Source organism: Candidatus Pelagibacter sp. PS_02, assembly GCF_059418065.1.
In genome coordinates this window covers 36,060-60,242 of sequence record NZ_CM182079.1, presented here as the reverse complement: position 1 = coordinate 60,242, position 24,183 = coordinate 36,060, and the positions used below count along the sequence as shown (strand labels likewise).

Below are 24,183 nucleotides of genomic sequence, written 5' to 3'. Positions count from 1 at the left end.
CCTACTAAAGATAAAATAAAACTATGAAAGAATTTGAAAGCATTATTAATACAGCTTGGGAAAATAAAGATTCCATAAATGGTCAATCTGATAAATCTATATTAGATGCTATCAACCAAACAATTGAACTTGTTGATAAAGGTGAGCTAAGAGTTGCTGAAAAAAATAGCAATGAGTGGGTAGTTAATCAGTGGGTTAAAAAAGCAATAATGTTAAGTTTTAGAACTCATGATATGGATTCATTAAGCGGCCCGTATAGTAGTTGGTATGATAAATCTCATTTATTAAAAGGTAAAACAGCAAATTGGACTAAGGAAGATCATATAAAAGCTGGTTTTAGAATGGTTCCAAATTCTCCAGTTAGAAAAGGATCTTTTATTGGAAAGAATGCAGTACTAATGCCTTGCTTTGTAAATATTGGAGCTTATGTAGATGAAGGAACTATGGTGGACACTTGGGCTTCTGTAGGGTCTTGTGCACAAATAGGAAAGAACTGTCACATATCAGGTGGTGCTGGAATTGGAGGTGTATTAGAGCCAATGCAAGCTAACCCTACTATCATCGAAGACAATTGCTTTATTGGAGCTCGTTCAGAAATAGTTGAAGGAGTAATTGTTGGAGAAGGATCTGTATTATCTATGGGTGTATTTATTGGTCAATCTACAAAAATTGTTTATCGAGAAACTGGTGAAGTAATCTATGGAAAAATTCCACCATACTCAGTAATAGTTCCAGGTAGCATTCCTAGTAAAGATGGTAAAGGTCCTGCTTTATATTGTGCGGTAATTATTAAACAAGTTGATGAAAAAACTAGATCTAAAACTTCTATTAACGACTTATTAAGAGACTAAATGCCAACTTATAATGAAATCACATTAGCTAAAGAGCTAATAAGATTTCCAAGCATTACACCAATTGATGCTGGGGTAATGAAATTCTTAGCTAAAAAATTAACTACTATTGGATTTAAATGTAAGATTTTAGAGTTTAAAGATAAAAACTCTAAACCAGTTAAAAACCTATATGCAAGATTGGGTAATACTCAACCAAACTTTATGTTTGCTGGTCATTTGGATGTAGTGCCTCCCGGAAATATACAAGATTGGACGATTAAACCTTTTAGTCCAACTATTAAAAAAAATCATCTTATTGGTAGAGGTGCTAATGATATGAAAAGTGCAATTGCAAGCTGGGTTGTTGCTGTAAACAACTATGTATTAACTAATAAAAAAATTAATGGATCAATTAGTTTATTAATTACTGGTGATGAAGAAGGTGTTGCAATTAATGGTACTAAAAAAGTAGTTGATTACTTAAAAAAGAAAAAAGAAAAAATAGATTTTTGCTTAGTTGGTGAGCCAACAAACCCTAATAAACTTGGTGAAATGATTAAAATAGGTAGAAGAGGAAGTATTAATGTTGAATTAACGATAATTGGAACTCAAGGTCATGTTGCATATCCTCATCGTGCTAAAAATCCATCGACTTCATTAATAAAAATACTAAATGAAATAAAAGAAATAAAATTTGATAAAGGAACAAAAGACTTTCAGCCTACAAATTTAGAGGTAACTAAAATTAATATCAATAATACAGCTGATAATGTTATTCCAGGCCTTGCAAGAGCTACCTTTAACATAAGATTTAATAATAAACATAAGTCTTCTAGCTTAAAGAATAGATTGAATAAAATTTTCAAAAAAATTACTAAAAACGATAAATCTAATTTTAAAGTTGAATATCGTGTATCAGGTGAAGCTTTTTTAACTAAGCCTAATAAAACAACTTATATGATTCAAGATGTAATAAAAAAAATTACAAAAATTAAACCTCAATTGTCTACAACCGGTGGAACTTCTGATGCAAGATTTATTAGAAAAATTGCTCCATGTTTAGAATTTGGTCTAGTAGGTAAAACAATGCACAAAGTAGATGAGGCAGTATCTATTTCAGATCTAAAAAAATTGACTAAAATATATTATAATATTTTAGAAAATTATTTTAAATGAAAACTGGTTTAATAACCTCTGGCACTTATCAAAATCATAATACAGGCGACGGTCATCCAGAGAAAATTGATAGAGTTACAGTAGTTATCGATAACTTTAAAAAGTTAGATAATAAAGATTTAGTTTGGAAAAAACCTTCAAAATTTGACCGATCACTTTTAGAAATAACGCACAATTCTGATTATATAAATTTTGTAGAAAAATCTTTTCCTGAAAAAGGATTATCTTTTTTAGATGGAGATACAATAGTCTCCCCTGGGAGTAAGGATGCGACCTCAGATGCTGTAGGTTCAATTATAACAGCTATTGATGGTGTTCAAAATAAAGATTTTAAAAATGCTTTTTGTGCCGTTAGACCTCCAGGGCATCATGCAGAGAAAAATAAAGCTATGGGTTTTTGCATTTATAATAATGTCGCTGTTGGAGCCAATTATCTTATAAATAAATATAAACTTAAAAAAATAGCAATTATTGATTTTGATGTGCATCATGGAAACGGCACTCAAGATATTTTTTATGATAATGAAAAAGTTTTATATATTTCTACTCATCAATACCCTTATTACCCAGGCTCAGGCACTAAAGATGAAAAAGGAAAACATAACAATATATTAAATATTCCTTTACCAGCAGGAACAACTTCTGAAGAGTATTTAAATGCTTATGAATTTGTACTTAATAAAATTAAAGAGTTTAAACCTGAATTTATCTTACTTTCTGCAGGGTTTGATGCTCATAAAGATGATCCATTGGCACAACTTCAATTAGAGTCAAAAGATTTTTATAGTATTACCAAAAGAGCACTCGAGTTATCAAAACAATATTGTGATGGAAAAGTAGTGTCAATTTTAGAAGGTGGATACGATCTACAAGCACTTCAAGAAAGCACTGAGATGCATGTAAAAGCTTTACTAGAATTTAATTGATAATTTCTCAATACGCATTAAAGAACTCACAATGAAACTTTACAAAATTAAAAAATCTGACATCGATAAAAAAGGTCGTGGCCTATATGCTGCAAAAGATATCAAAAAAGGTACTAGAATTATTGATTATGTGGGTAAAATTATCACTAAGAAACAAACAGAAGAATCACAAAAGTTTGATAATGCAAAGCCCATATATTTATTTAATTTAAATAAAAAATATGACTTGGATGGAGATGTTTCTTGGAACACAGCACGTTTAATAAATCACTCTTGTTCTAATAATTGCGATTATAACGGGACGGGTTTAAAATTATGGGTGGTTGCTATAAAAGATATTAAAAAAGGTGAAGAGATTACAGCCGATTATGGTTTTGGTTATGATGAAGATTACAAACAGTTTCCATGCAAATGTAAGTCAAAAAATTGTTGTGGTTATATTGTTAGAGCAGAATCTAGATGGAGAATTAATAAAAAATTTAGTATTGGCCGACAAAAAACTAGTAAATAACTTTTTCTAAGAATAATCCCTCAGCAGGTGCTGGTGGTGCACAAAGAATTCTTTTTTTTGATTTAATAACAAATTCAAATTTTTTTAAATCCCATTTATTTTCAGCTAAGTATTTTAAACTACCTACCATTGATCGTACTTGTTGTTGTAAAAATGATTGTGATTTAAATTGTATTTCAATTCTTCCATCTTTTGATTTAATCTTAACAGATTTCATAGTTTTGATTGGACTTTTTGCATTACAGCTTGATGCTCTAAAAGTAGAAAAATCTTTAGTACCTAAAAGTTTTTTTGCCCCTTTTTTCATTAACTCAATATCTAATTTTTTGATTATGTGCCAACCTCTTTCTTTTTCAAGAGAGGGCTTACTTAATCTATTAAAAATTATATATTTATAAATTCTTTGTTTGGCAGAATGTCGTGCATGAAATTTTAGACTTCTTTTTTTAATTGCTAAAACAGAAATACCTTTATCATTTATAAAATGATTAATTGATTTTAATAACTTATCTAAATTTTGAATTTCTTTTTTGCAATCAAAATGAGCTGACTGCTCTATTGCATGAACGCCTGCATCTGTTCTTCCAGATCCTATCAAAACCACTTTTTCTTTTAAAAATTTTGATAACTTGACTTGTATTTCTTTTTGAATTGATTTTCCTTTAGATTGTATTTGCCAACCAACAAAATTAGTTCCAATATATTCTATTAAGACTTGATATCTAAACATTTGTTATTCTTGAGCCTTTTGTAATTTGAGAACCAAGAACAAATTCATTAATATTTTGAGGCTTTTTTCCTTGTCTTTGAATTTCAATAATTTTGATAGATTTTTGGTTACCGCAGCTAATTTCTAAATCACTGGACATTACTTCACCTATCTCACCACTTTTATTTCCTAATTCTGCTTTTAAAATTTTGTATCTTTCATCTTTAAAAATAAAAAAGGCCCCAGGGCTTGGGTACAATCCGTTTATTTTTCCAATAATACTTTCTGCATTATCATTCCACTTAATTTCACCCTCTGATTTTTCAATTTTAGAAGCATAGGTTGCGTTTGTCTCATCTTGTTCTTTAAATGTTAATTTATCTTCAAATATATTTTCTACATTTTCTATGATTTTTTCTGAAGCTAAAATTGAAAGTTTAGTTGATATTGTTTCTGCATTATCACTATCTTTAATTTTTATTCTATAACTATTGCCAACTGGACCAGTATCAAGTTTTTCTCCTATTTTCATAATACTAATTCCTGTCTCTTTCTCTAAATTCATAATAGACCTTTGAATGGGTGCAGCACCTCTCCACTTTGGCAGAAGGGAGGCGTGAATATTTATAAAACCTTTTTTGGCAAGATTTAAATATTCTTTGGGTATTATTTGACCATAGGCCACAACAATTACTAAATCTAAATCTAGTTGTTTTAAATATTCATATTCTTCTTTATTTGCTTTTAATGTGTCTGGTGTTCTACAATCTATATTATAATCTTCTGCTACAATTTGTATTGGCGACTTATTTATTTTTTGACCTCTTTGAGATTTTTTTGGTGGCTGTGTATATACAGCAGGTATTATATAATTTTTTTCATATAAAGATTTTAAAATTGGTACAGCAAAAAATGGTGTACCCATGAAGACAATTTTCTTTGTCATTTAAACGATTATTCTATTCGACTTAATCTTAGAGAGTTTTTTAATTATCATAGATTTTTTTAATTTAGATAAATAATCTATAAACAAAACTCCTTCTAAGTGGTCCATTTCATGTTGAATACAAGTAGCCAATAATCCATCTGCTTTTAATAATTGTTTTTTTCCATTGTAATCTAAATATTCAACTTTACATTCATTTGGTCTTTCTATTTCAGCAAACTGATCAGGAACTGACAAACAGCCCTCTTCATATTTTGACATTATATCATTTTTATTTTTGATTACTGGATTAACAAAATATCTTGGCTCCTTTTTGTCTTCATCTCTACTTATATCCATTACTATAATTCTTTTTGGTACCCCTATTTGAATTGCTGCAAGACCTATTCCCGGTGCTGCATACATAGTATCCAACATATCATCCATAAGTCTTCTTTCTTCATCACCAACATTTTCAACTGGTTTAGAAATCTGCCTTAATAGTTTATTTGGTTCTGTTAAAATTGGTTTAACTGACATTATGGTTGATTATTTTAGTATAAATTTTAAACTTTTAAAGGAAGAACTTTAAAGAGTATTTTATTTCTTAGTGGATCCGCATTTAGCTGATTAAGTGTGCTTATAATAAAGTATAACGTATCCTCATCAATAGCATTTAAGCTGTCCTGCCCTATAACCTCAACAATTCTAAGCAATGCAGCAGCCATATCACCGCTGTTAACAAATATTTGAATATCAGATGGTATTTCTGAATCGTTTATTTGGTATAAATCATCATACTTATCTAAAATCTTGACACCATCAGACTTGAAGGTCTCAACTAAAATTACATCTTTTTTAGAAAAAAAATATTTTTTATCTTTTTTTATCTTTTTTAGGAAATCATTTATATCTTTTGTGGGATCATTTTTAGATTTTTCTAATTTTAAATAATTTATTAATTTTGATTGATGTAAAATTTTATTATTTATTTTAATATTTGCTTGTTCTGTCTCTTCATTACCTAAATTATTTTGATAAAATGTTGTAAAATTTGAAGGCACCTTGTTCTCTTCTATATTTTTTAAAAAATTTTTTAATTCTATATTAAATGCATTTTCAATACCGTCATTCTTGAAAGAATTTTTGAGGGCGTTCATTAACTGTAACTTATTCTCAATTTCAGTAGTAATTAAAATTCCTTGATAAATTAGTGCTCTTGTTTCTGTTTTTGAGAGTACTTTTGTTGATTCTTTAATATTTAATAATTGATTAATATTAAATTGAAATCTCTTATAAAGTTCAAATAATTCTTTTTCTGCATAATTTCCCTCATGTGTTGCTTTTTCAATGCTCGTAATTTTCTCTATATCTGTAAGCTCAATATCACTGATATCATCTAATAGATTTGAAGTTGATAGATATTTCCATATTTGCCTGGATGTAGTATTTTTTGGTTCAAATTTAAATTCTGGGTTCGTTCTGTGAGATAAATGGAAATCTAAAATTGTTTTTTCTGAAACTTCTGTTGCTGGTTCTGTATTATACCCCATTAAATAATCAATTTTTTTATTAAAAAACTTATCTGCAATGCCTAATTCTAATTGAAGATCGATAAGCAATTGAGCTTCATCTCTTTTATTATTATTAATTAAGCAATAAATGTTGAATTTAGATAAATATAAATCTTGTATCGGTTCATTAATTTTAGAAAAAATTTCACAAGCTTTTTCAACATCTGATTGAGACAAATAATGATCTACTAAGTGTTTGGTAAGTTTTGGATGTTCATTAATAATCTCATTATTTAATAAATATTTTTCAATCAAGTCAAAGTTTGAGCGCTTAATAAGCCACTTTGATTTAATTTCTAAAAACTGTTCTTTTGAAATATTCATTTCTGGATAATGTGCATTTGTTAATAATAAAACATCCAAAATCTCTTCAGCATCTCTTGAAAGTTCCAATTTATCTATTCTTTTAAAGATATTTAAAATTTGATCTCCGTTAGAATTGGACCACATATTAATATCCAACCCATTTTCTGCAGGGTCATAAATTCCGATTAATTTTTTTTCTTTTGAAATTAAAGTTTGCGTTTCTTCTATGCTTAATTCCCCTTCTTTTTGGGATTGCATATCATAAATACTATTCTGGGGAATATTTTTTTCTAATTCATCTTCTGTTAAGATTAAGTTTTCTTTAGGTTTTTTTTCTCCCACTTCCCAGATATCCACTGGTTCTTGTGAGTTGGTTGCAAAACCAAAAAATAAAGAAAATAATATAACTAAAAAATAGTTCTTACTTAACAATTTTAAGTTTTTCATTAGGGATGATTTTTTCAATGTCTTTATTTGGAGATGGAAATTCAATTTTACCAAGTAGTACTATGGCTCCAATAAAAATAATTAACACAAATACTATTTTGATTAATAAACTTTTACCACTCCGATTGCTTGTGTTTTTTGAAAATTGCATATATTCTTTAGTAATTTCAAATTAAGACATATTTGTGTTTTTTCAATAAAGAAAGCTTATGAATTCAAACAAAAACCTCGTTTTTTTAGGTATGATGGGGTCAGGCAAATCTTCTATTGGGGCTATGGTTTCCAAAAAATTGAATATTCCATTCATTGATATAGACAATTTAATTGAAGAACATGCTGGTATGACCATCTCAGAAATATTTAAAGTAAATGGCGAGGCATACTTTAGAAATTTAGAAGAAAAAATAACTATTAAGTCTTTAAAACATAAAAAAGTTGTTGTTTCTTTAGGTGGGGGCAGTTTTATTAATGACAAGATAAGAAAAGATATTTTAAAAAATCATTTTTCTTTTTGGCTCGATTGGGATGATTTAATTTTAATTAAAAGAATTAAAGGTAGTAAAAAAAGACCCTTAGCCTCAAATTCAACTGATCTTGAAATTAAAGCCATTATTAATAAAAGAAAGAAAGTATATTCAAAAGCTAATTTTAAAATAAACTGTAATAAATTAACAATAAGTGAAATAGTTAAAACTATAATAAAAACATATGAGCTTAATTAAATTAAAAGTTAACACCAACAGTCAACAATATTCAATTATTATTGGAAATAATATTTTAAAAAAAGTAAATAAATTTTTGAAAGAAAATTCTATTGATTTTAATCAATGTCTTCTAGTAATTGACAAAAATATTCCAAAAAATTTAGTAAAAGATACTTTAAAATCTTTACCAAAAGGATCTGTTTCAATTCATTATTTTAATGCGAGTGAAAAAAATAAAAATCTAAAAAGTGTCAATGAAATCACATCAATTCTTTTAAAAAAAAGTTTTAATAGAAATGATTGTTTAATTTCTATTGGTGGTGGTATTACTGGTGATGTATCAGGCTTTGCAGCAAGTACTTTTAAGCGAGGCTTAAAGTTTGTAAATATACCAACTACACTACTTTCACAGGTCGACTCATCAATCGGAGGCAAAACAGGTGTAAACACCAAATATGGTAAAAACTTAATTGGCTCATTTTATCAACCTAGTCTAGTTATATCAGATACTAACTTTTTAAACTCTTTACCAAAAAGAGAAGTTGTATGTGGCTATGGTGAAATTTTAAAACACTCACTTATTAATGGAAAAAAATTTTTTTACTTTTTAAATAAAAATGGAAAAAAAATTATCCAATTAAAAAGTCCCTTTATACAAACAGCTATTCATCAAAGCTGCTTGATTAAAAAAAAAGTAGTTGAGGCTGACGAAAAAGAATTAGGTATAAGAAAAATACTAAACTTTGGACATACTTTTGCTCATGCCTTTGAAGCAACACTGCGTTATTCAGCAAAATTAAATCATGGTGAAGCAGTTATCCTCGGTGTTAAAACTGCTGCTAGATTTAGTTTATTAAATAAAATTTTAAATAAAAAAGAATTTGAATTAATTGATGGTCACTTAAATGACTTAAATCTTCCAAGAGATATTAATAAATTCTTTTCAATAAAAAATTTAAATACAATTTTATCTTTTATGAAAAAAGATAAAAAAAATAATACAAAGAAAATTAGTCTAGTTTTGCTTAAAAGAATAGGTTCTCCAGTTTACAAATTACAGTTTAATGAAAAAACTATTAATCTCTTTTTAAAAAAAGAATTAACTAAGTAGTATTTGGATAGAATGTATGTGTTCTTTCAGCTCATACTCTAAAATATTATAGATTTTCTTGGTTGATTCTATCTTATTTAATTTTTTAAGCTCTTCAGATTTAATAATTAATTTTAGATGGAACATTCCTTCTTGATTTCCTTTATGATTTTTATGTAAAAAACTTTTATCTTCGATTTTAAGATCTTGTATAATAATTTTTGCTTCAAGTTTATTTTTAACAATTTTAATTAATTCGTTTATATTCATAAATAATAATTTATTACTATACAGCATGAAAAATATTTGTGATTGGAATAATTGCTTTGATACTGGTGAATATAAGGCACCAATTGAGAAAGATAATAGCAAACGCTACAGATTGCTTTGCTTAGCTCATGTTAAAGAATTTAATAAAAATTGGAATTATTTTAAAGGAATGGATGATGAGCAGGTATTTGATTTTTTAAAGTCTGACATGACCTGGCATAAACCCACTCAAAGCTTTAGCTCTTCAGATAATTTTTTTAAAGTTCTATGGAACAATACGTTAAAAGATGAATTTGATAAAACCAAACTTAGAGGTGAGTATAACCACATGAATCAATTCAAATTTGATGCTAATGATATTAAAGCTTTTAGTATTCTGGGTGTTTCAGTTGGCCAAAAATGGGAACAAATACAAGATCAGTTCAAAACTCTTGTCAAAAAATTTCACCCTGATATTAATTTGGGAAATAAAGAATACGAAGAAAAACTTAAATTAATTACTTTGGCTTATACTCAGCTAAAAAATACTTATAAGGAAAAAATTGACACCTAATTTAAACATACAACCAGACATTAAAATGTCTTTAAAGCAAAGTTTTGGAATTGATTCAGATATGGAAGTTGACGCTTTCTCTAAAAGAAGTGAATACGTTCCCGAAATAGATAAAAATTATAAGTTTGATAGAGATACTACCCTTGCTATCTTATCAGGTTTTGCTTTTAATAAACGTGTCTTGGTTCAAGGCTATCATGGTACAGGAAAGTCTACTCACATTGAACAAATCGCAGCTAGATTAAACTGGCCTTGTATTAGAGTGAATTTAGACAGTCATGTAAGTAGAATTGATCTTATTGGAAAAGATGCAATTGTTGTAAAAGATGGAAAACAGATTACTGAGTTTAAAGAAGGTATTTTACCTTGGTCCATTCAAAACCCTGTTGCACTTGTTTTTGATGAGTATGATGCAGGAAGACCAGACGTGATGTTTGTTATTCAAAGAGTATTAGAAGCTGAAGGTAATTTTACTCTTTTAGATAAAAATAAAGTTATAAAACAAAATAAATTTTTTAGATTATTTGCGACTTCAAATACAGTTGGTCTAGGAGATACAACAGGATTGTACCATGGTACTCAACAAATTAACCAAGGACAGATGGATAGATGGAATATTGTAACATCTTTAAACTATCTTAGTCTTGATAGAGAAATGGAAATCGTTCTTGCTAAAAATAAAAATTTAAACAATCCAAAAGGTAAAGAAAAAGTCTCTAACATGATTAAAGTTGCATCTTTAACTAGAAAGGGCTTTATAGCTGGAGATATATCAACTGTAATGAGTCCAAGGACGGTACTTCATTGGGCTGAAAATGCAGAAATTTTCAAAGACACAGGTTATGCTTTTAGGGTCACTTTTTTGAATAAGTGTGACGATATAGAAAAAAATACAATAGCTGAATATTATCAGAGATGTTTTGGAGAAGAATTACCAGAGTCGATGGTTAATATTCAGATCTAAATGAGCTCAAAAGAAAACAATTTTAAAGAGCAATTTAAACAAGCATTAATTTCTACAGCTAAAGTAATTTCTGAAGATTATAAATTAGATGTTAAAAAATTAGATAAAGATTTAAGTAATAAAAAAACTGATTTTTTTGATGTAACCAATTTATCAAATAAAAACGATTTTGTTAAACTAAGAGCAGAAACTGACTCTGGAGCCTTAAAGAAAAAATTTTCAAATAAAGAAATATTTAATAAAAACCTACCTAATAATCCTTCTTGTAAATCTTTATATAATATTGCTGAAAAAATCAGGTATGAACTTCTTGGAGGCAAAATGCTTAAAGGAGTTGGAAAAAATTTAAGTGAAAATTATAACCAAAAAATACTTTCTAATCGTAAAGAACAATTAAAAAATAAAGAAGATGTTCCTGTGAATGAAGCTTTTGAATTATATATGTTAAACAAATTCTTTAAATTAGAGCTCAATGATGTGTCTACAAAAATGTTAGATTTTTGGAAGAAAGAATTTGACGAATCTATTGATAAGCATTTTGATTTTTTAAGTAAAAATTTGGAAGATCAAAATAATTATAGTTTAAAATTTTCAGAAATTTTAGAGAATATGGATGTCTTTGCTTCAAATAATGAAGAAAATAATGAAGAAAACGATGAACAAGAAAATGAGCAAGATAATAAATCAGAGAACGATAATGACGGCCAGTCTGATGACAAAGAGGAAGAAAATAATCAAGATGATAGTCAGACTAGTTTAGATGCTGGCTTTGATCTAAGCGACCAGCAGATGGAAGAGCAATTAGAAGATTCAGATTCTTTAAAAGAGAGTGCAGAAAGTGTTTTACAAAAAACAAATATTGATAATCTTGATCAAGATTACAAAGTATTCACCACAGAATTTGATGAAATTGCAAAAGCTGAAATATTAGAAGATATAAAAGAAACACAAAAATTAAGAAAAAATTTAGACCAACAACTTGTCGGGTTTCAAGATTTAATTACTAAGCTTGCTAACAAACTACAAAGGCAGCTCCTTGCAAAACAAAATAGAGCTTGGGAGTTTGACTTAGAAGAAGGTTTATTAGATAGCTCAAAATTAACTAGAATAATTATGGATCCTTATAATTCTTTATCTTTTATGAAAGAAAAAGATCTTGATTTTAAGGACACAATCGTAACCTTGTTAATAGACAATTCTGGTTCCATGAGAGGTCGGCCAATAACAATTGCTGCACTTTGTGCAGATATATTATCTAGAACCTTAGAAAGATGCTCAGTGAAAGTAGAGGTTTTAGGCTTTACTACAAAAAATTGGAAAGGTGGTAAAAGCAGAGAAGCTTGGACTAAAAATGATAAGCCAAAAAATCCTGGAAGATTAAATGATTTAAGACATATAATTTATAAAGGTGCAGACACACAGTGGAGGCAGGCAAAAAATAATATAGGCTTAATGCTTAAAGAAGGATTATTAAAAGAAAATATTGATGGGGAAGCTATTTCGTGGGCCTATAATAGAATTAAAAAAAGAAAAGAAGAAAGGAAAATACTGATGGTTATTTCAGATGGTGCCCCAGTTGACGACTCAACTTTATCAGTTAATTCAGGAGATTTTTTAGAAAAACATTTAAAAAAAATGGTTAAATTTATAGAAACTAAGAGTGACGTTGAAATTTTAGCTATCGGTATTGGACATGATGTTTCTAGATATTACAATAAAGCTATTAAAATAACAGATGTGCATGAACTTGGAGATGTTATGGTTTCACAATTGAGTGGCTTATTTGAAAATAAAAAAAAACTACATTAAAGTTTTAAAAGATCTTCATTTTTCCATTTAATACTTACTTCAGCCCCACTTCTTGTTTGGGAATTTCTGCATAAAATATTTGCATAATTTTTTTCAAGTAAAGTTTTGCCTATAAAAATTCCAAGACCTAATCCAGATTTAGATTTTATTGAAGACTTAAAAGATTTAATATAAGGCTCTCCAATTTTACTCAAAACATCTTTTGGGTATCCCTCTCCATCATCTTCAATCATAACTTCTGTGAAATCACTATCACTTTTTATATTAATAAAAATCTTATTTTCAGAAAACTTATTTGCATTACCGATAAAATTTCTTAGTCCATAAACAATTTCTATTGATTTAGTTATATTTAGTGAATTTGAATTTTGATCATAATTTACAATAAAATCTTTTTTACTTACTTCTTGGAATGACTTGACTATTTCACTTACGTATTCTGCCATTGTTAAATCACGATCAATAAAATTATCTTCGATTATTGGGTTTAATGTTAATTTTTTTAAAATTTCACTACATCTCTCTAATTGACTGGATAATAACTCAATATCTTTTTTAACATCTTCATTATCTTTAAATCGCTCCAATAAATCAGTGGAGATAATCTTCATTGTTGAAAACGGTGTACCTAATGAATGTGCAGCGGCAGCAGCCTGTCCTCCTAATGATAATAGCTCATGTTCTTTTGACATGATTTCTTCCATTTTATTTAGTGCCTCTTTCCTTATTCTAGATTCTGATCCAAAGGTTAAGGCAAAATAATTTAAAAAAATTAAAGCAATAATTAATGCGATTGGAATTGAATAGTAATAATAGCTGTCTACGTGAAAATGTTCTTTAATTGGATAGGGCAAAGGTTGATTAAAAAAAGTAAGAAAAATAATCACTAAAACTGTGAGGCTGACTAACAATAAATTACTCCTAAAACCTAAATTAGATGAGGAAAATATAGCTGGGATAATCAAAAAAATTGAAAAAGGATTTATAATTCCACCTGTTAAATAAATCAAACAACTCAGTTGTAAAATATCAATAGATAAAAAAAGAAATGCTGTTTTATCTGACAGTTGTGTGTTTTTGTTAATATAGATTAAATAAAGATTGCTTAGCACTCCAATCAAAATTATTGAATTTTCTAGAATTAGATTAAATCTAAAATCAAAAACAAAATAAATAACATTAACTGTTATAAGTTGGCCAATAATAGCAATCCATCTTAGATTGATATAGGTCGATTTTTTTAATGAAAAATATTTAGAAGTTTCGAAAAACTTCATTTTTAGATATCTAGATTTTGAACATTAATTGCATTTGAAACAATAAAATCTTTTCTCAATGCAACATCATTACCCATTAATGTGTGTATTAAATCTTGATCTTTTTTTATATCTTTTGAGTATTGTACTTGTAATAAATTTCTTGTTTCAGGGTCTAACGTAGTATTCCATAGCTCTTCTGGGTTCATCTCTCCTAATCCCTTAAACCTTTGAATGCTCATTCTAGATTTTTCATCTTCATAAGCTTTAGTGAATTCTTTTGTTCCTTTTTTAATTTTTTGTAATTCTTTATTATTCTTTAAAATATAATCCTCTAACTCTTTTTCATCTTTTATATAAATGCCTTTTGTTCCCTTATTGATCTTGAATAAAGGTGGCTGTGCAAGATAAACATGTCCATTTTCAATTAGTTTATTAAATGGCTTATTGTTAAAGAATGTTAGTAATAATGCTCGTATATGAGAACCATCAACATCAGCATCGGTCATGATAATAATTTTTCCATATCTTAAATCTTTCAAATCAATATCTTCAACTTTTGGATCAAGGCCAAGTGCGTTAATTAAAGTCACAACCTCATTAGATGACATCATTTTTGATAAAGATTTTGTTCTATGTTCACTACCATCTCTATTGCTATTTTTTTTAAGAACAATCTCTTCCACGTAGGTATTAAGAATTTTACCTCTAAGCGGTAAAACAGCTTGATTTGACCTATTTCTTCCTTGTTTAGCAGAGCCACCCGCAGAATCTCCCTCAACAATAAACAATTCTGTTCCTTCTTGTTTGCCTATTTGACAATCTGCTAATTTTCCAGGTAATCCACTTAATTCTAAAGCACCTTTACGTCTAACATTTTCTCTAGCTTTTCTAGCAACGTCTCTTGCTAGAGCTGCCTGCATTACTTTAGCTAAAATAATCTTAGATAAAGTTGGGTTTTGATCAAACCATATTGAAAGTTTTTCACTAACAATGCTTTCTACAATCATTCTAACTTCTGATGAAACAAGCTTATCTTTTGTCTGAGAAGAAAATTTAGGATCAGGTATTTTTGCTGAAATTACACATGTAAGACCTTCTTTAATATCATCTCCTGAAATAGTTAATTTATTTTTTTTTAATAAATTATGCTCTGTAGCGTATTTATTGATAACTCTAGTAAGAGCACTCCTAAATCCTAATAAATGAGTACCACCATCTTTTTGATAAATGTTATTTGTATAAGGATAGATGTCTTCTCCATAACTTGCATTCCATTTCAAAGAACATTCAATTTCAATATTGTCTTTTTTTCCTTCAATATAAATAGGCTTCTTAAATAAATCATTACCGGTTTTATTTACAAGTTTTTCTCTTTTTTCGTCTAAAAAATCAACAAATTCTAAAACTCCTCCATCAAACTTAAATACAATTATTTTTTCTTTTTTTTGATTTAAATCGTTAACAGTTATTTTTATTCCCTTATTCAAGAATGCAAGTTCACGCATTCTTTTAATAATTATACTTGGAGTAAATTTAATTGAAGAAAATATTTCTTTTGATGGTAAAAAAGTTATTTGTGTTCCAGTTTCTTTTGATTTTCCTATAACTTTTAGAGGTGCTTTTGAGGCTCCATCTTTAAATTCTATAAAATATCTATTTCCATCTCTATCGATTTCTAATTTTAATTTTTCTGATAATGCATTTACAACTGAAACTCCAACACCATGTAAACCACCCGATACTTTGTAGGAATCATGATCAAATTTTCCTCCAGCATGAAGCTGAGTCATAATAACTTCTGCGGCAGACATTTTTTCACCCTTATGCATATCAACAGGTATTCCTCTACCATCATCTCTAACTGTAATTGTTCCGTCAGAGTTTATTTTAACATCTATATTTTTACAGTGTCCTGCTAAAGCTTCATCTATTGAGTTATCAACAACCTCATAAACCATATGATGCAAACCTGTTCCATCATCGGTATCACCAATATACATTCCAGGTCTTTTTCTAACAGCTTCAAGACCTTTTAAAACTTTGATGGAGTCTGCTTGATATGTTGAGTTGTTTTTCATTTTTTTTGTATTGGAAATATAAAATAATTATAGCATTTTTATAAAAAAAAGAGGGAAATTTATTATATTAATACACACAATATTGCTTAATAAACCTTGATTTTAAATGTCTTTTCTATTCTGGCGGAGAGACAGGGATTCGAACCCTGGGTACCTTTAACAGTACACACACTTTCCAAGCGTGCGCTTTAAACCGCTCAGCCATCTCTCCGTTAACTTGTTTAACTTAACACAATTTCTTAAAATTAATTCATAACTCGGAGTAAAATTATAAATACTCAGGCTTAACTATTGAAAATTAAATCAAAAGGCAAAGAAATTCTATCAGCAATATTTGAATCTTTGTTTTGAACGCTATGTTCAAGGTATGAATTAAAAATTATAAGATCATTATTTTTTGGACTAAATAAGTATTTATCACCAGTAAATGTGCTTTTTTCAATTTTATTTAAACTTACATTATATTTGTAAATATCCATTTCTCCTAATGGGTTAAATATTTCTAATCCAGAGTTTGAACTATTGAGATTTACTTTTAGATAAAGAACTCCTGATAAGTCAGAGTCAAAATGACTGTGCTTATTTATAATACCTGATTGTTTTGTTATTACAAACCACATTTTGATAAGGTTAATTTTTTTTGAGTTAAAAATATTAGTTATATTTTTACTTACAAAATTTTCTATGCTTTTAGAGGTATCTATAAATTCTTTTTTTTTATTTAAATTATGTTCAGATTGAAAAACATTTTTATGGCCATCATTAGTAAATTTATTTACTTCAAATAAATTCTCATAGTTATAAATATTATCTAAAACATCTTTAGTTTCAAAATCATGATTAAAAATAAATATTTTTGGTCTATAAAATACCGTTAACAAATCTTTATCAAAATGTCTTTTTCTTTTTTTGAAAAAATTATAAAAAGAAGTTCTTTTTCTTTCCTTTTTTGAAAATATTGAAATGAGTTTTGAGAAATAAACGGCTAATCTAAAAAAATTACTCAAATAAAAAAATTTTGGTAAATTTTTCATTTGCTATTTATACCAGCTTTTATCTAGGAATTTTTCCTTAACGCTATTAACTGTTTTACTATCCAATTTATGAGGAAGTATAGAAAACTTTGAAGAAAAATTTTTGACTCTATTTTTTCTAATAAAAGTCATTTCAATCATATCTGGCACCAAATAATCTCCAATTTTTTTAATTTTACTAATATTATTTATATGTAGATGGCAAACGTAAAAATAATTATTCAATTTATTGATTACTTTATCAAAAAGATTCAAAAATATATCATTACGCAGATTCCTTAAATCATGAAATTCAATTACTAAAATTCTTATTTTTTTTAGATTTTCTTCTGAAATATCAATTAGGCTAGCATACTCATCACCCTCAATATCCAATTTTAAAATTATGTCTTTATCAGCTTGTATTATCCAGTCATTAATAGATATTTCTTGATTATTAGACACTAAGCCTAATTTTTTTTTTAAGAATGATGCTTTACTTGGTAGTATAGTTTTTTCTATTTCATTAAAATCCAACATATTAGATTTAATTAAATATTTTTCTTCTAAATCTTTTTCGAATTGAGTCAAAAAACCTACCCCAGCAGAATAATTTTTGTCAATACCATCAAAATCGTCAGGTACTAAATATCCTCCATCATTTTTTTCACCTAGTCTTATTAGTTGAGTATCAATCTGGTAAGATAATAATTTTTTTAAAGTTTTTGAAATTTTTTTTTGATGCGATTTTTTTTCCACATACATATTAAAAATATCAAAAAATTTTTCTTTTAGATTCATTATTTAATATTTTACTCTATAGTTGGCTTTTTTAATAAAAATATAATTTAAACAAGCTGTAAACCTTGTAAAGTTCCTAATATAATTTTTTTTTCGCTGTAGTAAGAAATTAACTATAAATTTAATAAAGTATTTTAAAAACATTTTTACAAAAAATAAGTAAAAAATTGGTCTCGTACTAAATTTATCTTTAAAATATAATGATGACCAACAAAAGTGCCAATTTCTTGATTTATCTATCTTTTCTTTATTTTCTTTTTTATTTGAACCAAAGCCTACATGATGAGCGATTGATTTTTTAATTTTCATAATTGAGTATCCCTTCTTTCGTAATCTTAAACATAAATCTATGTCTTCATGATATGTGTATATATTTTCATCCCACCCGTTAATCTTTTTGATGATTGATTTTTTTATTAACATTGCCGTTGCATTTACGGCTTCGACACAAATATCACCTGAAGGAAACATGCTAACTTTTTTTGGTCTTCTTTTATTTTCTAATGTTCCTAACTTTGATAAACTCAAATCTAAATAATCATATTGACTATATTTTTTTTTTTCAAATAATAATGGAGAAATAATACCTGCTTTAGTATACTTTTTTTGTGCCTTAACAAGATTGATTATTGAATTTTTTTCAAAGCATACATCCGGTTGTGTAATTAATATATTTTCATTTTTAGACTTTGCTAATGCAATATTAAACGACTTGGATAAACCTACATCTCCAACTCTATAATGTTTTATTTTATGTTTTTGTAGTTTTATAATTTTTTCTAACTCTAAATCGTCGCCATTATCTATAATAATTATTTCTGATTTTAGGGGTAATGATTCTAGGCACTTTTTGATTATTTTTCCTGGATAAAATGTTGGTATTACTATTGTTAGCTTTGAAAGTGACATAAAAAAAATTAACTATCTTTGTTTATTTTTAAAACACCAATAAATGCTTCCTGTGGTATTTCAACTTTTCCAAACTGTTTGCCTCTAGCCTTTCCTTTTTTCTGCTTATCTAAAAGTTTTCTTTTTCTGTCTCTAGCACCACCACCATGAATTTTTGTTAAAACATCTTTTTTAAAACCTTTAATAGTTTCTCTTGCTATAATCTTTCCACCAATCGCTGCCTGAACTGGAATCATAAAATTGTGTCGTGGGATTAAATCTCTTAATTTTTCACAAACTTCTCTTCCAACTGTTTGAGCAAAATCTTTATGAACCATCATTGATAGAGCATCTACTGGCTCAGCATTAACAAGTATTCCTAATTTTACTAAATCTCCCTCTCTATGGCCTATGATCTCATAATCAAAACTTGCATAACCACTAGTCATTGATTTAAGCCTATCATTAAAATCAAAAACAACTTCGTTTAGAGGAATTTCATAATTTAAAACTGCTCTATTACCTGAATAACTTAAGTTTGTTTGTACTCCTCTTTTATCCTGACAAACCTTTATAATTGGTCCTAGATATTGATCTGGTGTAATAATTGTTGCTTTAATCCAAGGCTCTTCAATAAATTTGATTAAAGTAGGTTCTGGTAAACTTGAAGGATTTTGTAACTCTATTATTTCTCCTTTGTTCATATGAACTTTATAAACTACTCCAGGTGTTGTCGTTAATAAATTTATATCAAATTCTCTTTCTAATCTTTCGGTTATAATTTCTAAATGTAAGAGACCCAAAAAACCACATCTAAAACCAAGACCTAACGCAGATGAAGATTCTGCCTCATATGAAAAGCTAGCATCATTTAATTGAAGTTTGCCCAAACCATCTTTTAATTTTTGGTATTCAGAGCTATCTACAGGGAACAATCCACAAAATACAACTGGCTTACTGGGTTTAAATCCAGGGAGTGCCTCTTGAAGTGGTTTGGTTGCATCGCAAATAGTATCTCCAACTTTTGTTTCTGATAAAATTTTTATTCCTGTCGTTATAAAACCAATTTCTCCCGCATTTAATTCATTAATATCAGTTGCTTTTGGAGTAAATACACCTACTTTTTCAATTATATATTCTTGGTTGGTAGACATCATTTTGATCTTCATATTTTTTGAAATTTTTCCGTTAATAACTCTAACTAAAATAACCACCCCTAAATAAGTGTCATACCAACTATCAACTAATAAACATTTTAAATCAGCATCTTTTTCTCCTTCTGGAGCTGGTAGTGACACAATAATTTGTTCTAGAATATCTTCTATGCCCTCGCCTGTTTTTCCAGAGCAAGGTATGGCATTTTCAGTATCAATACCTATAACTTCTTCTATTTCTTGTTTTGTTTTTTCTAAGTCTGATGCTGGTAAATCAACTTTATTTAGTACAGGTACTATTTCATGTTTGGTATCTAAAGCTTGATAAACATTAGCCAATGTTTGAGCCTCTACTCCTTGGGTGCTATCAACAATTAAAATAGATCCCTCGCATGCATACAGAGATCTACTAACTTCATAACTGAAATCTACGTGTCCTGGAGTATCAATAATGTTTAGAATGTACTCTTTGCCGTCTTTTGCTTTATAATTAAGTTTAACTGTTTGAGCTTTAATAGTTATTCCTCTTTCTCTCTCAATATCCATTGAGTCTAGAACTTGTGCCTTCATTTCTCTTTCGGTTAGACCACCACATCTATGAATTATCCTATCTGCGATTGTTGATTTACCGTGATCAATATGCGCAATGATTGCAAAGTTTCTGATGTGATCAATTTTTGTCATGATTATGATCTAATCTTAGCACCAGTTTTGGATTCAACAGCAGAAATAATAAGTTGATTAATTTTGTTTAAATCATCCTCAGCTAAAGTTTTTTCTAAAGATTGAATAATTACATTTAATGCAATTGATTTTTTACCTTCTGGAATATTGGTTCCTTCATAAACATCAAATACTTTGACAGATTTTATTAATTCTTTGTCTACATTAGAGATGACTTCAATTAATTCTTGAACTTTAAAATTTTTATCTAAAACAAAAGCAAAATCTCTTTCTGATTTTTGAAAATCTGAATATTTATACTGAGTTTTTTGATCTTTTAATGATTTTTTTGGCTGTTTTAAATTGTCTAAAAATATTTCAAAACCCACTAAAGACTCAACTTTAATATCTAATTTTTTTAATATACCTGGGTGAATATCACCAAAAAAAGCAACTGCTTTTTCTTTTCCTTTGTTAAGAAATATTCTTCCTGATTTTCCAGGGTGATAATAACTTGGTGTTTCATCATCAATATAGAGCTTATCTTTATTATAACCTGCCTCAACTAAACTTTTGATAACATCACTTTTAACATCAAACACATCTATTAATCTTTCTTTTTCCAGCCAGCTCTGCCTACCCAATTTTCCTGATCTTAATCCAGTAGCCACTGTCTGTTGCTCTCCTGGCTCAGATCCTAAAAAAGTTGGACCTATTTCAAAAAATGACAAATCTTTAAATCCTCTTCCTAAATTCTTATTCAAATGAATTATCAAATTAGAAAAAATTGAACTTCGCAAAACGTTCAAATCAGAACTTATAGGATTAATTATTTTAATTTCTTTGTTATTTTCAATGAATAGTTGATTAATTTTACTGTCGGTAAAAGACCATGTGATAGCTTCAAAATACCCCTTAGAAGCAATAGATCTTTGTAAAAAATGAAATAATTTTTGTTTTAAATTTAATGTTTGTTTTTTTCTAACTTTTTCTGGTTCAATAATTTTAATTTGATCATAGCCCTTAATTCTTACAAGTTCTTCTACCACATCAACTTCTTCTGAAATATCTGGTCTCCAAGATGGTATAACAACATCTAGCATTCCCTTGTTTTCTTTAATTTCAAATCCAAGGTTATCTAAGATTTTTATCATTTCTTTTATATCAATATTAAATCCAGTAATTTTTTCAAACAAAGAAGGATCAAATTTTAATGATTTTTTTTTAACATCTTCAATTTTTTGAATATCAAATTCACTAACTTCACCGCCACATATTTCTTGTATTAAATTAGCTGTTCTTTCAAGTCCTTGATCAATTGATAATGGATCAATACCTCTTTCAAATCTAAATTTTGCATCCGTATCTATATTCAAGATTTTAGATGATTTTCTGATTGATCGTGGACTAAAGTAAGCGGACTCAATTAACACATTCTTTGTATCTAGTTCAGTTCCAGTTCTTGTGCCTCCTATTATGCCTCCAAGACCTAATACGCCTGACGCATCTGATATGACACACATCTCATCCTCTAATTTATACTCCTTATTATCTAATGCTTCAAATGTTTCACCTTTTTTAGAATTCCTTACAACTATTCCTTTATCTATTTTATCGACATCATATGCATGAAGTGGTCTATTCAAATCAAACATTACATAATTTGTAATATCAACTATTGCCGAAATAGGTTTTTGGCCTAGAGCAATTATTTTGTCTTTTAGCCACTCTGGACTTTCAGTATTTTTTACTCCTTTAATTAAACAACTACCAAAGGATATGCATGCTTGATTTTTTTCATTTTCAATTTTTACACTAATTGTTTGTTTATTTTTTTTATCAAGTTTTTTTTCTTTTTGATTTATTAATCTTCCCGCGCCTGCAGCAGCTAAATCTCTTGCTATTCCTCTAACCCCTAAGCAATCTGCTCTATTTGGTGTAATAGAAATATCAATTACATTTAAATTTTTTTTTGGAAAATAATTTTCTCCTACTTTTTTGTTATATTTTTCTGGTAAAAGCTCTGTTATGCCATCACTTTCGTTTGATAGATTAAGTTCAGATTCTGAACAAAGCATTCCATATGAGGTTACACCTCTTATTTTACTTACCACCAATTTCATTTGACTTTTTGGCACTACAGCGCCAGGAGGAGCATAAATTGTTAATAAACCCTCTTTAGCATTTGGAGCTCCACAAACAACTTTTACTGGTTTGCCCGAACCTATATCAACATCACATACTCTAAGCCTATCTGCATCAGGATGCTTTTCAATCTTCAGAATTTTAGCAATTACAAATTGATCAAGCTCTCCTGATTGACTATCAACACCCTCTACTTCTAAACCAATATCTGTAAGTTTATCGATGATTTGATTTTCATTAAGTTTGGTATCTAAATGATCTTTGAGCCATGCTGTTGTAATCTTCATCGGCTTAAGCCTCTATAGTTTGTTGGGACATCTATTGGATCAAATCCAAAATGATTTAGCCATCTATAGTCACAATCAAAAAAGGCTCTTAAATCATTAATGCCATATTTCAACATTGCGAGCCTATCTATTCCTATTCCAAATGCATAACCTTGGAATTCATCAGGGTTTACTTTAACATTTTTTAAAACATTGGGATGAACCATTCCACAACCTAAAACTTCTAGCCATTTATCACCTTCCCCAATTACTATTTTTCCATCTTTTATTTCATAGCCAATATCAACTTCTGCAGATGGCTCTGTAAATGGGAAATGACTAGGTCTAAATCTCATTTTAATTTTATCAACCTCAAAAAACTCTTTAATAAAATAATTTAAGCATCCTTTTAAATGCCCCATATTTATATTTTTATCAATATGTAGTCCTTCAACTTGATGAAACATTGGAGTATGAGTTTGATCGCTGTCAGATCTATATGTTCGCCCTGGTGCTATTATTTTAAAAGGTGGTTTATCATTAAGCATTGTTCTAATTTGAACTGGTGAAGTATGTGTTCTTAAAAGTAGCTCTTTTGTATCATCTAGATAAAAAGTATCATGCATATCTCTTGCAGGATGGTTATCAGGTGTATTTAACGCAGTAAAATTATTATATTCATTTTCAACATCTGGTCCCTCTTCTACACTAAAACCAATTTCTGAAAAAATTGAAGAAATTTCATCTATAACTTGAGATACAGGATGAATTTTTCCCTGAACAAAAGGTCTCTCTGGTAAAGTTATATCTATTTTTTCTTTTTCTAATTTTTTGTTAATCTCTTTTTTTTCAATATCATCAATTTTTATAGTAATTAAATTTTCAAGTTCACTTTTGACTAAGTTTAAATCTGATGCAAATTTTTTTCTTTCTTCTTCTGCTAATTTTCCAAGCTGTTTAAATTGCGAGCTGATTAACCCAGTTTTACCAAATAGTTCTGTTTTAATTTGATTAACTTGATTTAAATCCAAATTTTCTTTTAACTTTAAAAGAAATTCATCTTTTATTTTTTTAATATCAGACATATCGAGAGATTATTTCTTCACCGAAGAAAAACAA

22 protein-coding genes and 1 tRNA gene are annotated in these 24,183 nt (G+C 28.2%); 9 read left to right on the top strand and 14 right to left on the bottom strand.

Translation table 11 applies throughout. The features are described from left to right. Positions 1-23 precede the first annotated feature (23 nt). From dapD to AC5SL4_RS00270, 4 genes are read left to right on the top strand one after another with little or no spacing between them, the layout of a single operon-like run. Positions 24-851, top strand: coding sequence for a 2,3,4,5-tetrahydropyridine-2,6-dicarboxylate N-succinyltransferase (gene dapD / locus AC5SL4_RS00285; protein ID WP_494587351.1), 828 nt, complete (start codon positions 24-26; stop codon positions 849-851). Next, positions 852-2,009 (top strand): succinyl-diaminopimelate desuccinylase, encoded by a 1,158-nt coding sequence (gene dapE, locus AC5SL4_RS00280; protein ID WP_494587350.1) that lies wholly within the window; start codon positions 852-854, stop codon positions 2,007-2,009. Further along, positions 2,006-2,935, top strand: a complete 930-nt coding sequence (locus tag AC5SL4_RS00275) for a histone deacetylase family protein (RefSeq protein ID WP_494574087.1) — start codon at positions 2,006-2,008, stop codon at positions 2,933-2,935. The genes dapE and AC5SL4_RS00275 overlap by 4 nt, the downstream gene beginning before the upstream one ends. Positions 2,936-2,966: 31 nt before the next feature. Beyond that, positions 2,967-3,446: an SET domain-containing protein gene (locus tag AC5SL4_RS00270; protein ID WP_006997444.1), complete on the top strand. Its 480-nt coding sequence runs from the start codon at positions 2,967-2,969 to the stop codon at positions 3,444-3,446. Here AC5SL4_RS00270 and truA read toward each other — a convergent pair. The 4 genes from truA to AC5SL4_RS00250 are packed head-to-tail and all read right to left on the bottom strand — an operon-like array spanning position 3,436 to position 7,407. Then, positions 3,436-4,176 carry a tRNA pseudouridine(38-40) synthase TruA gene (gene truA / locus AC5SL4_RS00265; protein WP_271615766.1) on the bottom strand — a complete coding sequence of 247 codons (741 nt, stop codon included), beginning with the start codon at positions 4,174-4,176 and terminating at the stop codon, positions 3,436-3,438. The two genes, AC5SL4_RS00270 and truA, sit on opposite strands and share 11 nt — an antisense overlap. Further along, on the bottom strand, positions 4,169-5,101 hold the full coding sequence (fmt, locus tag AC5SL4_RS00260) for a methionyl-tRNA formyltransferase (protein WP_278387013.1): 933 nt from the start codon (positions 5,099-5,101) through the stop codon (positions 4,169-4,171). The genes truA and fmt overlap by 8 nt, the downstream gene beginning before the upstream one ends. Continuing rightward, positions 5,102-5,620, bottom strand: coding sequence for a peptide deformylase (gene def / locus AC5SL4_RS00255; RefSeq protein WP_018413777.1), 519 nt, complete (start codon positions 5,618-5,620; stop codon positions 5,102-5,104). It abuts the gene before it with no gap. 26 nt (positions 5,621-5,646) lie between these two features. Then, positions 5,647-7,407: a hypothetical protein gene (locus AC5SL4_RS00250; RefSeq protein WP_494587349.1), complete on the bottom strand. Its 1,761-nt coding sequence runs from the start codon at positions 7,405-7,407 to the stop codon at positions 5,647-5,649. A 209-nt stretch (positions 7,408-7,616) separates the two neighbouring features. Between AC5SL4_RS00250 and AC5SL4_RS00245 the strand changes: the two genes are divergently transcribed. Together AC5SL4_RS00245 and aroB are read left to right on the top strand one after the other, a co-directional pair. Beyond that, positions 7,617-8,129, top strand: coding sequence for a shikimate kinase (locus AC5SL4_RS00245; RefSeq protein WP_006997450.1), 513 nt, complete (start codon positions 7,617-7,619; stop codon positions 8,127-8,129). Then, positions 8,116-9,222, top strand: a complete 1,107-nt coding sequence (aroB, locus tag AC5SL4_RS00240; RefSeq protein WP_006997451.1) for a 3-dehydroquinate synthase — start codon at positions 8,116-8,118, stop codon at positions 9,220-9,222. Before AC5SL4_RS00245 ends, aroB begins: the two co-directional genes overlap by 14 nt. Here aroB and AC5SL4_RS00235 read toward each other — a convergent pair. Next, positions 9,211-9,471, bottom strand: a complete 261-nt coding sequence (locus AC5SL4_RS00235) for a BolA/IbaG family iron-sulfur metabolism protein (RefSeq protein ID WP_230454312.1) — start codon at positions 9,469-9,471, stop codon at positions 9,211-9,213. The two genes, aroB and AC5SL4_RS00235, sit on opposite strands and share 12 nt — an antisense overlap. Positions 9,472-9,496: 25 nt before the next feature. Between AC5SL4_RS00235 and AC5SL4_RS00230 the strand changes: the two genes are divergently transcribed. From AC5SL4_RS00230 to AC5SL4_RS00220, 3 genes are read left to right on the top strand one after another with little or no spacing between them, the layout of a single operon-like run. Continuing rightward, positions 9,497-10,024 carry a J domain-containing protein gene (locus tag AC5SL4_RS00230; RefSeq protein WP_006997453.1) on the top strand — a complete coding sequence of 176 codons (528 nt, stop codon included), beginning with the start codon at positions 9,497-9,499 and terminating at the stop codon, positions 10,022-10,024. Beyond that, positions 10,014-10,988, top strand: a complete 975-nt coding sequence (cobS, locus tag AC5SL4_RS00225; protein WP_006997454.1) for a cobaltochelatase subunit CobS — start codon at positions 10,014-10,016, stop codon at positions 10,986-10,988. Before AC5SL4_RS00230 ends, cobS begins: the two co-directional genes overlap by 11 nt. Beyond that, the gene (locus AC5SL4_RS00220) at positions 10,989-12,797 is read left to right on the top strand and encodes a cobaltochelatase CobT-related protein (protein WP_006997455.1); all 1,809 of its coding nucleotides are present in this window, start codon (positions 10,989-10,991) and stop codon (positions 12,795-12,797) included. On the opposite strand, the gene AC5SL4_RS00215 is transcribed toward AC5SL4_RS00220, so the two are convergent. From AC5SL4_RS00215 to pheS, 9 genes are all read right to left on the bottom strand, one after another. Then, positions 12,794-14,074, bottom strand: coding sequence for an ActS/PrrB/RegB family redox-sensitive histidine kinase (locus AC5SL4_RS00215; protein WP_494587348.1), 1,281 nt, complete (start codon positions 14,072-14,074; stop codon positions 12,794-12,796). The genes AC5SL4_RS00220 and AC5SL4_RS00215 overlap by 4 nt on opposite strands. A gap of 2 nt (positions 14,075-14,076) precedes the next feature. Continuing rightward, positions 14,077-16,134, bottom strand: coding sequence for a DNA gyrase subunit B (locus tag AC5SL4_RS00210; RefSeq protein WP_006997457.1), 2,058 nt, complete (start codon positions 16,132-16,134; stop codon positions 14,077-14,079). Positions 16,135-16,255: 121 nt separating this feature from the next. Then, a tRNA-Ser gene (locus AC5SL4_RS00205) sits at positions 16,256-16,345 on the bottom strand. 73 nt (positions 16,346-16,418) lie between these two features. Then, the gene (locus AC5SL4_RS00200; RefSeq protein WP_494587347.1) at positions 16,419-17,168 is read right to left on the bottom strand and encodes a TIGR02466 family protein; all 750 of its coding nucleotides are present in this window, start codon (positions 17,166-17,168) and stop codon (positions 16,419-16,421) included. Between the two features lie 3 nt (positions 17,169-17,171). Further along, positions 17,172-17,948, bottom strand: coding sequence for a hypothetical protein (locus AC5SL4_RS00195; protein ID WP_494587346.1), 777 nt, complete (start codon positions 17,946-17,948; stop codon positions 17,172-17,174). Positions 17,949-17,951: 3 nt separating this feature from the next. Continuing rightward, a complete protein-coding gene (locus AC5SL4_RS00190; RefSeq protein ID WP_494587345.1) occupies positions 17,952-18,857 on the bottom strand; it encodes a glycosyltransferase in 906 nt (301 codons plus the stop codon). A gap of 8 nt (positions 18,858-18,865) precedes the next feature. Next, complete coding sequence (lepA, locus tag AC5SL4_RS00185) at positions 18,866-20,674, bottom strand: translation elongation factor 4 (protein WP_494587344.1); 1,809 nt, start codon at positions 20,672-20,674, stop codon at positions 18,866-18,868. A gap of 2 nt (positions 20,675-20,676) precedes the next feature. After that, positions 20,677-23,085: a phenylalanine--tRNA ligase subunit beta gene (pheT, locus tag AC5SL4_RS00180; RefSeq protein WP_006997459.1), complete on the bottom strand. Its 2,409-nt coding sequence runs from the start codon at positions 23,083-23,085 to the stop codon at positions 20,677-20,679. Beyond that, positions 23,082-24,149 carry a phenylalanine--tRNA ligase subunit alpha gene (gene pheS / locus AC5SL4_RS00175; RefSeq protein WP_006997460.1) on the bottom strand — a complete coding sequence of 356 codons (1,068 nt, stop codon included), beginning with the start codon at positions 24,147-24,149 and terminating at the stop codon, positions 23,082-23,084. Before pheS ends, pheT begins: the two co-directional genes overlap by 4 nt. Positions 24,150-24,183: the final 34 nt, after the last annotated feature.